This window comes from Methylomonas koyamae, from assembly GCF_006483455.1.
Classification (GTDB): Bacteria; Pseudomonadota; Gammaproteobacteria; order Methylococcales; family Methylomonadaceae; genus Methylomonas; species Methylomonas koyamae_B.
In genome coordinates, this window is record NZ_PPPU01000052.1 from 23,612 (window position 1) to 38,088 (window position 14,477).

Below are 14,477 nucleotides of genomic sequence, written 5' to 3' on the forward strand. Positions count from 1 at the left end.
GAGATGCCGGCACACCAAACCGTTTTATACGCGGAAGCGCTCCAGCAACTCGCGATAAAACCGGACGGCCTCTACCTGGATTGCACTTTCGGCCGGGGCGGTCATAGTCGTGGCATTTTGGCCGAGCTGAGCGAATCGGGCCGGTTGTTGGCACTGGATAGAGACGCAGATGCGATTGGCAGCCAAGAGGCAGAGAGTTTACGTCAGGACCCCAGATTCGAATTACGCCATGCCAGTTTTGCCGAATTGGCGGAAGTAACCAGACGTAACGGATACGCCGGCAAGATCGACGGCATATTGATGGACTTGGGCGTATCGTCGCCGCAACTAGATATTGCCGAACGCGGCTTCAGTTTTTTACGCGACGGCCCCCTGGATATGCGTATGGACACCGGACGCGGACTGTCGGCTGCCGAGTACCTGGCTAGCGTTGCCGAACCGGAATTGGTCCGGATTTTATTCGAATATGGCGAAGAACGGTTTGCCAAGCGCATCGCCCGGGCGATCGTCGGCCAGCGCCAACAGGCCCCGGTCACGACCACTCTGGAACTGGCGAGATTGATTGAACAAAGCGTGCCGTTTCGCGACAAGCACAAACATCCTGCCACACGCAGCTTTCAGGCGATCAGGATCGAAATCAATCAGGAGCTGGAACAGATCAAGGCAGGTTTGCAGCAAGCGCTGGAGGTACTGGCGCCGGGGGGACGGCTGGTAGTGATCTCGTTTCACTCTTTGGAAGACAGGATCGTCAAGCGGTTTATTCGGGACCAATCGGGGGCGAAAACCGATCCCGGCAGATTGCCGGTCAGAGAACGGGACATAGAACAAGGGCAATTACGCAAAATCGGTAAATCGATACGCGCCCAAGCGCAGGAATTGCGCGATAACCCCAGAGCGCGTAGCGCGGTAATGCGAGTCGCGGAGAAGCGTTGATGATATTTGCTCGAAACATCCTGCTGACAATACTGGTAGCGGTGTTGCTTATATCCGGCATCGCGGTGATTTACAGCAAATACCAATCGCGGCTGCTGTTTATCGAGATCCAAAAAAAGGAAAAGGAACTCGACGATTACGAAGTCGAATGGGGACGGTTACAGCTCGAATTGACGACGCTGACCGAAGAAAACCGAGTTGAAGTCGAGGCCAGGTCGCGATTGATGCTGACTTTGCCGCCGCAGGACAAAATAATTTACATCAAGCCGTAATGCGAATTTTTACCGGTTCTGCCCCAGCACCGCGCCTTAATACCGATTTTCCGATACGGCGAAAACTGCTGTTGTCGACAATGATGCTGGCGATGACAGCCTTGGTTGGCCGCGCGGTTTATCTGCAAATCCTGGACAAGGATTTTTTACAGGATAAAGGCGACATGCAACACATCGGCGTCGTGTCGGTGTCGGCATACCGCGGCCAGATCAAGGACCGTAACGGCGAACCGTTGGCAATCAGTACCCCGGTGCAATCGATCTGGGTCAATCCACGGCAATTGAAAGACAGCGAACTGGACAAACTGACACCGATGGCGAGAATCCTCGGTTTCCCGGAAAAAGAGCTGCGCTCGCTGCTGAAAAAAGAAAAAGACGCCAACAAGCGCTTCGTCTATTTGCGCCGGCAGATTAATCCGGATATTGCCGAAAAAGTTAAGGATCTGGAAATCACCGGCGTCTATTTCGAGCGCGAATTCAAGCGGTATTACCCTGCCGGGGCAGTCTCCGGCCATTTGCTGGGCTTTACCAATATCGACGATATCGGCCAGGAAGGCATCGAACACGGTTACGAACATATATTGCGCGGCCAACCGGGCAAAAAACGGGTGATCAAAGACGGCAAAGGCCAGATCATCAAAGACGTAGAAAACATCGAAGCAGCGGTGCCGGGCCGCGACCTGATTCTGACGATAGACGAGCGTTTGCAATACCTGGCTTACCGGGAGTTGCAGAACGCAGTAATCCAGAATAAGGCGCATTCGGCCTCACTGGTGGTATTGGATGCCAAAAACGGCGACGTATTGGCCAGCGTCAGCCAGCCGGCGTTCAACCCGAACAACCGGAAAGAACTGAGCAGCAACCGTTACCGCAACCGGGCCATCGTCGACAGCTTCGAACCCGGCTCGACCGTAAAGCCGTTCGTGATCGCGGCGGCGCTGGACGGCGGCTATATCCATCCGAATGTGATGATCGAGACCCACGGCGTTTACCACCTGGGCCGCAACGTGGTCAAAGACGTGCATAACTACGGCACGATGGATTTGACCCACGTGTTGCAAAAATCCAGCAACATCGCGGTGACCCAGATCGCGATGACCATGCCGCCGGAGTATTTCTGGGGGGTTTACAACAAACTGGGCTTCGGCACCTCGGCCGGCGTCGGCTTCCCCGGCGAGGCCAGCGGCTCGTTGCTCGATTATCAAGGCTGGCACGAATTCGACCAAGCGATTTTATCGTTCGGTTACGGGGTATCCACCTCGATTTTACAACTGGCCAGGGCCTATACCGCCTTGGCCGACGACGGCATCATTCATTCGGTGACCCTATTGAAGCGCGACGAAGATCCGGACGCACAACGGGTGTTTAAGCCGGAGACAGCCAGAAAAGTCCGGGAAATGCTGGAGCACGTGATCAGCAAGGAAGGCACGGCCTATCAAGCCAGAGTCGAAGGTTACCGGGTGGCCGGCAAAACCGGCACCGTGAAAAAAGCCACCGCCGGCGGTTACGCCGACGACAAATATTTATCGGTATTCGTCGGCATGGCGCCGGCCAGTAACCCGCGATTTATTATCGCGATCGTGGTTGACGAGCCGACCAGCGGCCAATATTACGGCGGTTTGGTTGCCGCACCGGCCTTCTCGCGGGTCATGGCCGGCGCATTACGAGTTTACGGCGTCGAGCCGGACGGCATGGAAAACATGCACTTACTGTTGAGCAAACGATGAAGCTGAGCGAATTGCTGAACGGACTAACTGATATAGCTACGGACGCGGAGATAACCGGCTTGAGCCTGGATAGCCGTTGCACGCGCGCAGGCGACGTATTCATCGCTTTGAACGGCTCGCGGCAACACGGCCTGACCCATGCCGCGCAGGCCGTAAGCCGCGGCGCCAAAGCCGTGGTATTCGAACCGCAGCAGAGTGCGTCACACTTACAGACGCCTCTCGCTGCGCCGCTGTTTGCCGTTGCCGGATTGGCGGACAGTCTGGGCGAGATCGCCGCCCGGTTTTACGGCCGGCCTTCGGCGCAGTTGGATGTGATCGGCGTCACCGGCACCAACGGCAAAACCACCTGCAGCCAACTGCTCGCGCAGGCGCTGCCCGATTGCGGCGTGATCGGCACGCTGGGTTGGGGCGAATTCGGCAAGTTACAGCCGACCGCAAACACAACCCCCGATGCGCTGGACGTGCAACGGATCTTGTCCGAATTGGCGGCCCAAGGCAAACGCGCAGTCGCCATGGAAGTGTCCTCGCATGGATTGCAGCAAGGCCGGGTCAATGCCGTGCAATTCAAGGGCGCGGTATTCACCAATTTGAGCCGGGACCATCTGGATTATCACGGCGATATGCAGAGCTATCTGCAAGCCAAGCTGACCTTGTTCAAAACGCCGGGCTTGAAATTTGCCGCTATCAATTTGGATGACGCCAGCAGCGCACAGGTATTGGACAGTATCGGCCAGGGTGTCCAGGTGTGGACCTTCAGCGCCAGCGGGCGAACGCTTCCGGGCTGCGAATGCGTGACGGCCGAAAATGCAAAATTTAGCGCCGCCGGCATCGAATTCGACGCGGTTTGGCGCGGTAAACGGCTAACCGCCGCCAGCGGCATTGCCGGCAGTTTCAATCTGGAAAATCTGCTGGCGGTGCTGTGCGTATTGCTGGCCCAGGGCATTGGTTTCGAAACCGCCGTAGCACGCTTGGCCTCACTGACTGCCATTGCCGGCCGCATGGAAAAATTCGGCGGCCAGGGCAAACCGACCGTGTTCGTGGACTATGCCCACAGCCCGGATGCCTTGGAAAAAGTTTTGAAAGCCATCAAAGGCAACAGCCGGTTGCAACTGGTGTTCGGCTGCGGCGGCGACCGCGACAAAGGCAAACGCCCGGAAATGGGCCGGATTGCCGAGACCTGGGCGGATCAGGTCATCGTCACCGACGACAATCCGCGAAGCGAAGCTCCGGCCGCCATCGTCGCCGACATTTTGGCGGGCTGCCGTAGCGATAAAGTAACCGTTATTAACGACAGGGCCACGGCCATAAACACAGCCATACAACAATCAGCTCCCGACGATTGCGTACTGATCGCCGGCAAGGGCCACGAAGATTACCAGGAAATCGCCGGCGTAAAATGGCCGTTCAGCGATAGCGCGCTGGTGGAAAAAACCTTGGCGGAGTGGCGCAAACCATGAAGATGCTGCTCAGCGAAATCGCCCGAGCCGTCAACGGCACTCTGACCGGAACCGACCGCAGCGTCGAGTCGGTCAGCATCGACACCCGCACGCTCAAACCCGGCGAACTTTACCTGGCCTTGAAAGGCAAGAATTTCGACGGCCACGATTTTATCGAGCAAGCGCAACAGGCCGGCGCCGCGGCGCTGCTGGTAGAACGCGCCTGCGCATCCGATCTACCGCAAATCGTGGTCGACAACAGCCACCTGGCGCTGGCCGAACTGGCCGGCTACTGGCGCCGGCAATTGCCGGTCAAAGTTGCCGGCGTCACCGGCAGCAACGGCAAAACCACGGTCAAAGAAATGATCGCGGCGATTTTCGCTACCCAAGGCCCCACCTTATCGACTCAAGGCAATTTGAACAACGACATCGGTGTCCCGCTAACTTTGCTGAAACTCGATGCCGGCCACCGCTATGCCGTGATTGAGATGGGCGCCAACCACATCGGCGAAATCGCCTATACCAGCCGCTATGCCCAAGCCGACGTCAGCGTGATTAATAACGTCGGTGCGGCGCATATCGAGGGTTTCGGCGACCTGAACGGCGTGGCCAAAACCAAGGGCGAGATCATCGAAAGCCTAAGCCCGCAAAGCGTTGCGGTGTTGAACCGAGACGACGCCTTCTACGAGTTCTGGCTCACCCTGGCCGGCCCGCGCAAATCGGTTAGTTTCGGCTTCCATCCTGCTGCCGACGTCCGCGCCGAGCAAATCGAAACCGGCCTTGATGCTGACGGCTTCGCCACCCGCTTTCAGTTGCAAGCCGGCGGCGAAAGTATCGCTATCCGCTTGAATCTGGCCGGCGCCCACAACGTCAAAAACGCGTTGGCAGCGGCGACGGTTGCGCGGCAATTCGACATCGCGCTCGACGCGATCAAAGCCGGTCTGGAAGGCTTGCGGCCGGTGGTCGGCCGGATGCAGCCATTACGCGGCCGCCGCAACAACATCGTGGTCGACGACACCTACAACGCCAATCCGAGTTCGCTGCGCGCCGCTTTGGAAGCCATCGACGGCTGCAGCCAGGCCGAGTTGTGGGTTGCGCTAGGCGCGTTCGGCGAATTAGGCCCGGACAGCCCGGCGATACACCGGGAAATGGGTGAATTGGTCAAAGCCATGGGCGCCAAGCGCCTGTTCGCCACCGGCGAATTGGCCCGCCACAGCGTCGCCGGCTTCGGCGCCGGCGCCCGTTATTACGACACGCAGGAACAATTGATTGCAGACCTGACCGCGGAACTGAGCGGCGGGGAAACTTTACTGATTAAAGGCTCGCGCGCCCAAAAAATGGAAAACGTGGTGGCGGCGCTGGTCGACAATTTTAGAGCGGCATAATGTTACTTTTACTCGCAGACTTTTTAAGCAGTATCGACAGCGGCTTCCGGGTCTTACACTACCTTACCTTTCGCGCCATCCTGGGCGTGTTGACCGCTTTGGCGATTTCGCTGCTGAGCGGCCCGATGGTGATCGAAAAGCTGACCCGCAGAAAAATCGGCCAAAGCGTGCGCGACGACGGTCCGCAAAGCCATTTCTCCAAATCGGGCACCCCGACCATGGGCGGGGCGATGATTCTGTTCGCGGTGGCGATCAGCACCCTACTCTGCGCCGATCTGAGCAATCGCTACATCTGGGTGGTTTTGTTGGTGACACTGGCGCACGGCGTCATCGGTTTTATCGACGATTACAAGAAAGTGCTGCTCGGCAACAGCGTCGGCCTGTCGGCCAAAGCCAAATATTTCTGGCAGTCGGTGGTCGCACTGGGTGCCGGCATCTACTTGTACAGCACCGCTCAAGTCGCTGCCGAAACCCAATTCATTGTGCCGTTTTTCAAGAACGTGACGCTGGACATGGGCTGGATGTACATCGTGCTGACCTATTTCGTCATCGTCGGCTCCAGTAACGCGGTGAACTTGACCGACGGCCTCGACGGCCTGGCGATCATGCCTACCGTGATGATCGCGGCCGCATTGGCGATCTTCGCCTATCTGTCCGGCCACGCCAATTTCGCCCAATACCTGCAAATACCGCATATCCCCAAATCCGGCGAATTGGTGGTGTTCTGCGCCGCGCTGATCGGCTCCGGCCTCGGCTTTCTCTGGTTCAACGCCTATCCGGCCATGGTATTCATGGGCGACGTCGGCGCGTTGGCATTGGGCGCCGCGCTGGGCATCGTCGCCGTGCTGGTCCGCCAGGAAATCGTTTTGGTGATTATGGGCGGCATTTTTGTGGTCGAAACCATTTCGGTGATCATTCAGGTCGCCTCCTATAAAACCCGCAAAAAACGGGTATTTCTGATGGCTCCGATTCACCACCATTACGAATTGAAAGGCTGGCCCGAGCCGCGCATCATCGTCCGCTTCTGGATCGTTTCGGTCATTTTGGTCCTGATCGGCCTGGCGACATTGAAACTGAGATAGCCATGGATACCGCACAATTACTCGCCAATCTGGAACGCCATTTTCAACTGGATCCGGCCAACGCTCGACTGCTGATCGTCGGCCTTGGCGCGACTGGCTATTCGGCCGCGCAATTTTTGCAAAAAACCCCGATCCGGTTCGCCGTAGTCGACAGCCGCAAGCAACCGCCGTTGATCGACAATCTGCGGGAACAAATGCCGGACGTACCCGTGTTTTCCGGCGGCTTCGATCAATCCGCGCTGGATGTCGCCACTCACTTGCTCGTCAGTCCCGGCGTATCGCTGCACGAAACCGCGATTCACAAAGCCGTGCAGGCCGGAGTAAAAGTCATCAGCGACATCGATTTGTTCGCCTGCGCTACCGATAAGCCGATCATCGGCATCACCGGTTCGAACGGCAAAAGCACGGTGACGACCATGCTCGGCGAAATGGCCAACGCCGCCGGAGTGAAAACCGCCATCGGCGGCAATCTGGGCACGCCGGCGCTGGACTTATTACAACAGGACGCCGATTTATACGTGCTGGAGCTGTCCAGTTTCCAATTGGAACGCACCCGAGCCTTGAACGCCAAAGCCGCCACCGTGCTGAACGTCAGTCCGGACCATCTGGATCGCCATGCTAGCATCGAAACCTACGCCGCCGAAAAGCAACGCATATTCCGCGGCGACGGCACGATGGTTTTGAATGCGGACGATGCGCTGGTCATGGCGATGCGCGACACCAACCGGCCGAGCTTGACGTTTTCGATCCAAAGCACCGCCGATTTCTATCTGCAACGCGGCGAAACCATCAATCTGATGCACGGCGATCAAGTATTGATGCCGGCCTCTCACCTGCGTCTGGAAGGTTCGCACAATCTGGCCAACGCCTTGGCCGCATTGGCCTTGGGCAGCGCCATCGGTTTGAGTATGACCGCGATGTGCACCGCGCTGCGCAACTTCAAAGGCCTACCGCACCGGATGCAAAAAGTTGCCGAAAGAGCCGGCATCAACTGGATCAACGACTCCAAAGCCACCAACATCGGCGCCTGTATCGCCGCGCTGCAAGGCTACGACCGTAAAGTGATACTGATCGCCGGGGGCGACGCCAAAGGTGCCGACATGGCCGAATTGGCACCGGCCGTGCGCGAGAAAACCAAGGCCGTGGTCTTGATCGGCAAGGATGCGCAATTGATCGCCGATGCCTTGCACGATTACGTACCGGTCAAATTCGCCGGCAACATGAAAGAAGCGGTCAAAACCGCGGCCAGCCTGGCCGATGCAGGCGACAGCGTGCTGTTATCGCCGGCCTGCGCCAGTCTCGACCAATACCGCAGTTACGTCGACCGCGGCAACAAATTTGCCGAAGCGGTGATGGAGCTGCCGTCATGTTGAAGCCTACGCCCGCAGCGAAGCCTCGGCAAAGCCGCTTGCATACCGATCCGGTACTGATGCTGGCCTGCTTCGCCCTGCTCGGTATCGGCTTCATGATGGTCACGTCGTCTTCGCTGCATCTGGGCGTGAAGATGGCCGACGACATTTCGCATTATCCGTTCAAACAATTGGCGCACATCGCCTTCGGCTTGGCCTTTGCCGGCTTTATCTTGAACGTGCCGATGAGAAGCTGGGAAAAAATGGGGCAAACCCTGTTCATCGCCGGTCTGGCGCTGCTACTGGTGGTGCTGATTCCCGGCGTCGGCGTCAAAGTCAACGGCAGTATCCGTTGGTTATCGATTTTGGGTCTGCGGATTCAGGTGTCCGAGGTGGTCAAACTGATTTCGGTGATTTACATGGCCGGCTACGTCACCCGCCACGCCGAACACGTGCGCCGTTCCGCCTTCGGTTTGGTTAAGCCGCTGATGCTGTTTTCGGTGGCGTGCGTATTGCTGCTGCTGGAGCCGGACTTCGGCTCCGCCGTCGTGATTCTGATCATTGCCATGGGCATGATGTTTCTGGGCGGGGCGCGGATTTCGCAATTCGTCATCCTGCTGGCGCTGGTCGCCGGCCTGGCAGTCATGTTGGTGATCGTCTCGCCTTACCGGCTGGCGCGGGTCACCAGTTTCCTCGACCCGTGGGCCGACGCCAAGGACACCGGCTTCCAGTTGACGCAAGCCTTGATTTCGTTCGGCCGCGGCGAGTTCTTCGGCGTCGGCCTCGGCAACGGCCTGCAAAAATTGTTTTATCTGCCCGAAGCTCATACCGACTTTTTATTCTCGGTGCTGGGTGAAGAACTGGGCTTGGTCGGCGTACTGGTGATCATCGCGCTGTTCAGCGCCCTGGTGGTGCGCGCGTTTGCGATCGGCGAACAGGCGGAACAGGCCGGCCTGCGTTTCAACTCGCTCGCGGCTTACGGCTTGGGTATCTGGTTCGGCTTTCAGTCCTTCGTCAATATGGGCGTCAACATGGGCATGTTGCCCACCAAAGGTCTGACCCTGCCGCTGATGAGTTACGGCGGCGGCAGTATGATCGTGATGTGCGGCGCGATGGCGGTGTTGTTTCGGATTCATTACGAAGTGACCGAACACAACAAGAGCAACGTCAAGGGGAAACTGGCATGAGCGGCCGCATTGTGATCATGGCGGGCGGTACCGGCGGCCACGTATTTCCAGCATTGGCGGTGGCCCAGGAAATGGCTGCGCGCGGCTGGCAAGTGAGTTGGCTCGGCACCCAGACCGGTCTGGAAGCCAAAGTGGTACCGGCCGCCGGCATCGATATCGACTGGCTGGCGGTGGCCGGCCTGCGCGGCAAAGGCTTGTTGGCCAAAGTCGGCGGTATCGTCAAACTGGTGCAAGCCTGCCGCCAAGCCAAACGGATTTTGCGCGAGCGCCGGCCGGATGTGGTTTTGGGCATGGGCGGCTTCGTCGCCGGCCCCGGCGGTCTGATGGCCAAGAGCCTGCGCATTCCGCTGGTAATCCACGAACAAAACCGGGTGCCCGGCACCACCAACCGCTGGCTGGCCAAACTGGCGGCAACCAAAATTCTGGAAGCCTTTCCCGCCAGTTTTGCGCCGAATCTCGGCGCCGAATGCACCGGCAACCCGTTGCGCAGCGGCTTCAGCGCATTGCCGGACAAACAGGCATGGACGCCGGACGCCGGCCGTAACCTGCACATACTGGTTCTCGGCGGCAGCCAGGGCGCCAAAGTCTTGAACGAGACCGTACCAGCCGCCTTGGCGACATTGGCCAATCTGGAGATCAAGCACCAGACCGGTGCCGCGATGCAAACCGAGGTAGCCGCCGCTTACCGCTCCACCAACCTAAACGCCGAAGTAGCAGCCTTCATCGACGACATGGCCGCCGCTTACCGGTGGGCTGATCTGATCGTCTGCCGCGCCGGCGCGATGACGGTCAGCGAAGTCGCGGCGGCCGGATTGCCGGCGATCTTCGTGCCGTTGTTGTATGCCATAGACGACCACCAAACCGCGAACGCCAAATATTTAGCCGATGCCGGCGCCGCTTTACTGCTGCCGCAACCCGAATTGAACGCGGAAAACCTGCGTAAAACCATTACCCAAGCCATGACATCCTTAGATTCCATGAGTCGAGCGGCGAAAGCCAAGGCCCGACTCGCTGCCACCCAAACCGTGGCCGACATTTGCGGGGCAATTGCCGCGCCTCACGCGGAGGCCGCGCGATGAACCGCCCCAATATTCCCGCCGCCAATCAGGCCTTGGGCGACATCGACAAAATCCATTTCGTCGGTATCGGCGGCACCGGTATGAGCGGCATCGCCGAAGTGCTGAGCAACCTGGGCTACACCGTGTCCGGCTCCGACATCAAGGCCTCGCCGGTCACCGACCGTCTGCAAAACCTGGGCGTCAAAGTCTATCTAGAACATAAGGCCGAAAACGTCGCCGATGTCGATGTCGTCGTCACCTCCACCGCGGTAGATAAAACCAACCCGGAAGTGGTCAGGGCCTACGAAAACCGGATTCCGGTGATTCCGCGCGCAGAAATGTTGGCCGAGCTGATGCGCTTCCGCTTCGGTATCGCCGTCGCCGGCACTCACGGTAAAACCACCACCACCAGTTTGACCACGATGATGCTGGCCGAAGGCGGCCTGGACCCCACTTTCGTCATTGGCGGCCGCCTGAACAGTGCCGGCGCCAATGCCAAATTGGGCCTGGGCAAGTATTTGGTGGCCGAAGCCGACGAAAGCGACGCCTCGTTTCTGTTCCTGCAGCCGATGATGGCGATTGTGACCAATATCGATCAGGACCACATGGAGACCTACGGCGGCAGTTACAGCAAGCTGAAGGACACCTTCCTGAAATTTCTGCACCAGTTGCCGTTCTACGGACTGGCCGTGATGTGCGTGGACGACCCCGGCGTTTGCGACGTGCTGCCGAACATCTCGAAACCGGTAAAAACCTATGGCGTCAGCAGTTATGCCGACGTCCGCGCCGTCGACATCAAACAAGACGGGCTGCGCACCCATTTCACCGTGCTGCGCTGGGGCACCCTGCCGCCGCTGCAAGTCACATTGAATTTGCCCGGCTGGCACAACATGTTGAATGCGCTGGCGGCAACCACGATCGCTACCGCGCTGGGCGTGGACGACGCCGCCATTGTGAAAAGCTTGGCCGAATTCAAAGGCGTCGGCCGCCGCTTCCAAATTAACGGCGACGTCGATTTCGCCGACGGCAAACTGACCTTGGTCGACGACTACGGCCATCACCCGCGCGAACTGGCCGCCACCTTGGAAGCCTTGCGCCAAGCCTGGCCGAGTCGGCGTAAAGTCGTGGTATTCCAACCCCACCGCTATACCCGCACCCGCGATCTGTTCGAAGATTTCGTCGAAGTGCTGTCCGGGGTCGATGTGTTGATTTTGCTGGACGTTTATTCGGCCGGGGAAACGCCAATCACCGGCGCCGACGGCAAAGCCTTGAGCCGCTCGATTCGGGTGCGCGGCCAAGTCGATCCGGTATTCGTGCAAAACCGCGAGGATTTGGCCACCATCCTGGCCGGCATCGTCGAAAAAGACGACGTGATCCTGACCATGGGCGCCGGCAACGTCGGCCAGATCGCCGCCGAACTGCCGCAAAAGCTGGCCGAGGCGCTGGCCGAACTGAGAGGAAGCGAGTGATGGCCCCGGCGAGCTGGAAAGGCACCTTGCTGAACGACGAGCCGCTGGCCAAATACACCAGCTGGCGGGTCGGCGGCCCGGCGCAGCACATGTACATTCCGGAGAATAAGGCCGACCTGATCGAGTTCATTGCCGAACTGCCGGAAGGCGAGCCTTTGTATTGGCTGGGCCTGGGCAGCAATTTGCTGGTGCGCGACGGCGGCATCAAAGGCACCGTGATCAACACCCGCAACCGCTTGAAAGAGATGCGGCTGATCGACTCGGAACGGGTTTACGTCGAAGCTGGCGTGCCTTGCGCCCACGTCGCCCGCTTTTGCGCCGATTTGGGCCTGACCGGCGCCGAATTTTTGGCCGGTATCCCCGGCACAATGGGCGGCGCCCTGAAAATGAATGCCGGCGCTTTCGGCGGCGAGACCTGGCGCATTGTCGACCGGGTGGAAATGGTCAACGCCCGCGGCGAAGTGATCGAGCGCGATCACGGCGAGTTCGAAGTTGCCTACCGCTCGGTCAAAGGCCTGGAAGGCGAATGGTTTCTGTCGGTGCAACTGAAATTGGTCAAAGGCAATAGCGAAGCCAGCCAGCAACACATCAAGGCACTGTTGGAGAAACGCAACGCGACCCAACCGACCAACAAGCCGACCTGCGGCTCGGTGTTCAAGAATCCGCCCGGCGACTTCGCCGCGCGGCTGATCGAAGCCTGCGGCTTGAAAGGCTTTGCAGTGGGCGGCGCCGTGGTATCGGAAAAACACGCCAATTTTATCGAGAATCAGGGTAACGCCAGTTCGGCGGATATCGAAGCTCTGATCGAACATATTCAAACGCAAGTGCAAACCAAGTTCGGCGTCAGTCTGCAGACCGAAGTTTGCCGGATAGGTGACAAAACATGAGGCCCTTACGGATTAAAGATCCCGCCGCATTCGGCAAGGTCGCGGTGATGATGGGCGGTTCCGCCGCCGAGCGCGAAGTATCGTTGAACAGCGGCAACGCCGTATACCGGGCCTTGCAAGCCCAAGGCATCGATACCACCGCGATAGACGTGACCGGCAGCCCGATCGACGCCCTGGCCGGGCGCAAATTCGACCGGGTGTTCAACATCATCCACGGCCGCGGCGGCGAAGACGGCGTGTTGCAGGCGGTATTGGCGACTATGGGCTTGCCTTACACCGGCTCCGGCGTACTGGCTTCGGCCTTGGCGATGGACAAGCTGCGCACCAAATTATGCTGGCAAGGCGCCGGCCTGCCGACGCCGCGCTGGTTTTTGTTGAGCGGCGAGCACGACATCGATACCTGCATCAACGCGCTGGGTTTTCCGGTGATCGTCAAGCCGGCCCAGGAAGGCTCCAGCATCGGCATGAGCAAGGCCCATAATCGCGAGGAATTGCTGGCGGCGTTGAAAATCGCCAGCCAGTACCGCTGCGAAGTCTATGCCGAGCAATGGATCCAGGGCCAGGAATTCACCATCGGCATGCTGGACGGCGAGGCGCTGCCGGCGATCCGGCTGGAAACGCCGCACACGTTTTACGATTTCGACGCCAAATACCGCGCCAACACCACGCAATACCATTGTCCGTGCGGCTTGAGCCCGGAGCGCGAGCGGGAATTGCAAGCCCTGGCGCTGAGAGCCTGCCAGACCGTCGGCGTCGCCGGTTGGGGCCGGGTCGATGCCTTCATCGACGACAGCGGCCGGCTGCAATTGATCGAGGTCAATACCGTGCCGGGCATGACCGACCACAGCCTGGTGCCGATGGCAGCCAAGGCGGTCGGCGTCAGTTTCGAGGAATTGGTTTGGCGAATCCTGGAGACCAGCGTGGCGGGATCGGCCGGTGCGGCTTAGATTTTTGATTGTGGTCCTGGTATTGGCCGGGGCCGGCTGGTGGAGTTGGCAACACTTCGGCGCGAGAGCCCTGCGCGGCCAACCGATCCGTTACGTACGCATCGAAGGTGCGTTCCAATACACCAGCAAGGACAGATTGAAGCAGGTTTTGGCGCCGCAGATGAAGCAGGGTTACTACCACGCCGATATGCAGGCCATCCATCAGGCGATCAAAGCCCTGCCGTTGGTGGACAAGGTGGACGTAAAACGAGTGTGGCCGGACGCGGTGCACATCAAAATCACCGAACAAAAACCGGTGGTGCGCTGGGGCAACTCGGCACTATTGAACAAACAAGGCGATTTGCTGGTTCCGGACAACATCGAGGAATTCAAGAATCTGCCGTTGATTACCGGCCCGGAAGGCCAGGAGAAAAAGCTGCTGGAAATCATGAAGGGCGTTTACATCGTGTTGAAGGATAAATCGATGCAATTGGCCGAGTTCCACGTCAACGAACGCCGGGCTTGGCGGATTAAACTGGCCAACGGCATGGAGATGCAATTGGGCCGCAAGGCGCCGCTGGAGAATATGCAGCGCTTTTTGAAAACCATGGATTTATTGGGCGAGGAGCAAATCGCCATGATAGCGAGCGTGGACACCCGTTATCCGAACGGCTTTGCCGTGACTTGGAAACCGGAAGCCGCCGCTATCGATTGGAAAGCAATCGCAGAAAAGAATAAGAACCTGATTTAAACGCTTACTGAGCAC

The 14,477-nt window shown here is 58.8% G+C and carries 13 protein-coding genes; all 13 read left to right on the plus strand.

From position 1 onward, the window contains the following. Positions 1-3: 3 nt before the first annotated feature. From rsmH to C2U68_RS19195, 13 genes are read left to right on the plus strand one after another with little or no spacing between them, the layout of a single operon-like run. Positions 4-933, plus strand: coding sequence for a 16S rRNA (cytosine(1402)-N(4))-methyltransferase RsmH (gene rsmH, locus C2U68_RS19135; protein WP_186289675.1), 930 nt, complete (start codon positions 4-6; stop codon positions 931-933). Beyond that, a complete protein-coding gene (gene ftsL / locus C2U68_RS19140; protein ID WP_140914073.1) occupies positions 933-1,205 on the plus strand; it encodes a cell division protein FtsL in 273 nt (90 codons plus the stop codon). The genes rsmH and ftsL overlap by 1 nt, the downstream gene beginning before the upstream one ends. Further along, positions 1,205-2,932 carry a peptidoglycan D,D-transpeptidase FtsI family protein gene (locus C2U68_RS19145; RefSeq protein WP_140914074.1) on the plus strand — a complete coding sequence of 576 codons (1,728 nt, stop codon included), beginning with the start codon at positions 1,205-1,207 and terminating at the stop codon, positions 2,930-2,932. Before ftsL ends, C2U68_RS19145 begins: the two co-directional genes overlap by 1 nt. Continuing rightward, positions 2,929-4,389, plus strand: a complete 1,461-nt coding sequence (locus C2U68_RS19150) for a UDP-N-acetylmuramoyl-L-alanyl-D-glutamate--2,6-diaminopimelate ligase (protein ID WP_140914075.1) — start codon at positions 2,929-2,931, stop codon at positions 4,387-4,389. The genes C2U68_RS19145 and C2U68_RS19150 overlap by 4 nt, the downstream gene beginning before the upstream one ends. Next, a complete protein-coding gene (gene murF / locus C2U68_RS19155; protein ID WP_140914076.1) occupies positions 4,386-5,753 on the plus strand; it encodes a UDP-N-acetylmuramoyl-tripeptide--D-alanyl-D-alanine ligase in 1,368 nt (455 codons plus the stop codon). The genes C2U68_RS19150 and murF overlap by 4 nt, the downstream gene beginning before the upstream one ends. Next, positions 5,753-6,835, plus strand: a complete 1,083-nt coding sequence (gene mraY / locus C2U68_RS19160; RefSeq protein WP_140914077.1) for a phospho-N-acetylmuramoyl-pentapeptide-transferase — start codon at positions 5,753-5,755, stop codon at positions 6,833-6,835. Before murF ends, mraY begins: the two co-directional genes overlap by 1 nt. A 2-nt stretch (positions 6,836-6,837) precedes the next feature. Further along, positions 6,838-8,208, plus strand: coding sequence for a UDP-N-acetylmuramoyl-L-alanine--D-glutamate ligase (gene murD / locus C2U68_RS19165; protein ID WP_140914078.1), 1,371 nt, complete (start codon positions 6,838-6,840; stop codon positions 8,206-8,208). Then, the gene (gene ftsW, locus C2U68_RS19170) at positions 8,202-9,371 is read left to right on the plus strand and encodes a putative lipid II flippase FtsW (RefSeq protein WP_140914079.1); all 1,170 of its coding nucleotides are present in this window, start codon (positions 8,202-8,204) and stop codon (positions 9,369-9,371) included. The genes murD and ftsW overlap by 7 nt, the downstream gene beginning before the upstream one ends. Beyond that, on the plus strand, positions 9,368-10,450 hold the full coding sequence (murG, locus tag C2U68_RS19175; protein ID WP_140914080.1) for an undecaprenyldiphospho-muramoylpentapeptide beta-N-acetylglucosaminyltransferase: 1,083 nt from the start codon (positions 9,368-9,370) through the stop codon (positions 10,448-10,450). The genes ftsW and murG overlap by 4 nt, the downstream gene beginning before the upstream one ends. Next, positions 10,447-11,898, plus strand: coding sequence for a UDP-N-acetylmuramate--L-alanine ligase (gene murC, locus C2U68_RS19180; RefSeq protein WP_140914081.1), 1,452 nt, complete (start codon positions 10,447-10,449; stop codon positions 11,896-11,898). The genes murG and murC overlap by 4 nt, the downstream gene beginning before the upstream one ends. Continuing rightward, positions 11,898-12,785 carry a UDP-N-acetylmuramate dehydrogenase gene (murB, locus tag C2U68_RS19185; protein ID WP_140914082.1) on the plus strand — a complete coding sequence of 296 codons (888 nt, stop codon included), beginning with the start codon at positions 11,898-11,900 and terminating at the stop codon, positions 12,783-12,785. The genes murC and murB overlap by 1 nt, the downstream gene beginning before the upstream one ends. Further along, a complete protein-coding gene (locus C2U68_RS19190; RefSeq protein WP_140914083.1) occupies positions 12,782-13,732 on the plus strand; it encodes a D-alanine--D-alanine ligase in 951 nt (316 codons plus the stop codon). The genes murB and C2U68_RS19190 overlap by 4 nt, the downstream gene beginning before the upstream one ends. Then, the gene (locus tag C2U68_RS19195) at positions 13,722-14,462 is read left to right on the plus strand and encodes a cell division protein FtsQ/DivIB (RefSeq protein WP_140914084.1); all 741 of its coding nucleotides are present in this window, start codon (positions 13,722-13,724) and stop codon (positions 14,460-14,462) included. The genes C2U68_RS19190 and C2U68_RS19195 overlap by 11 nt, the downstream gene beginning before the upstream one ends. The last annotated feature ends 15 nt before the right edge of the window (positions 14,463-14,477 follow it).

Coding starts and splice junctions, on each gene's coding strand:
- rsmH (WP_186289675.1), top strand. CDS start 4: ATGCCGGCACACCAAACCGTTTTATACGCGGAAGCGCTCCAGCAACTC.
- C2U68_RS19145 (WP_140914074.1), top strand. CDS start 1,205: ATGCGAATTTTTACCGGTTCTGCCCCAGCACCGCGCCTTAATACCGAT.
- mraY (WP_140914077.1), top strand. CDS start 5,753: ATGTTACTTTTACTCGCAGACTTTTTAAGCAGTATCGACAGCGGCTTC.
- murF (WP_140914076.1), top strand. CDS start 4,386: ATGAAGATGCTGCTCAGCGAAATCGCCCGAGCCGTCAACGGCACTCTG.
- murG (WP_140914080.1), top strand. CDS start 9,368: ATGAGCGGCCGCATTGTGATCATGGCGGGCGGTACCGGCGGCCACGTA.
- ftsW (WP_140914079.1), top strand. CDS start 8,202: ATGTTGAAGCCTACGCCCGCAGCGAAGCCTCGGCAAAGCCGCTTGCAT.
- C2U68_RS19150 (WP_140914075.1), top strand. CDS start 2,929: ATGAAGCTGAGCGAATTGCTGAACGGACTAACTGATATAGCTACGGAC.
- murD (WP_140914078.1), top strand. CDS start 6,838: ATGGATACCGCACAATTACTCGCCAATCTGGAACGCCATTTTCAACTG.
- ftsL (WP_140914073.1), top strand. CDS start 933: ATGATATTTGCTCGAAACATCCTGCTGACAATACTGGTAGCGGTGTTG.
- C2U68_RS19190 (WP_140914083.1), top strand. CDS start 12,782: ATGAGGCCCTTACGGATTAAAGATCCCGCCGCATTCGGCAAGGTCGCG.
- murC (WP_140914081.1), top strand. CDS start 10,447: ATGAACCGCCCCAATATTCCCGCCGCCAATCAGGCCTTGGGCGACATC.
- murB (WP_140914082.1), top strand. CDS start 11,898: ATGGCCCCGGCGAGCTGGAAAGGCACCTTGCTGAACGACGAGCCGCTG.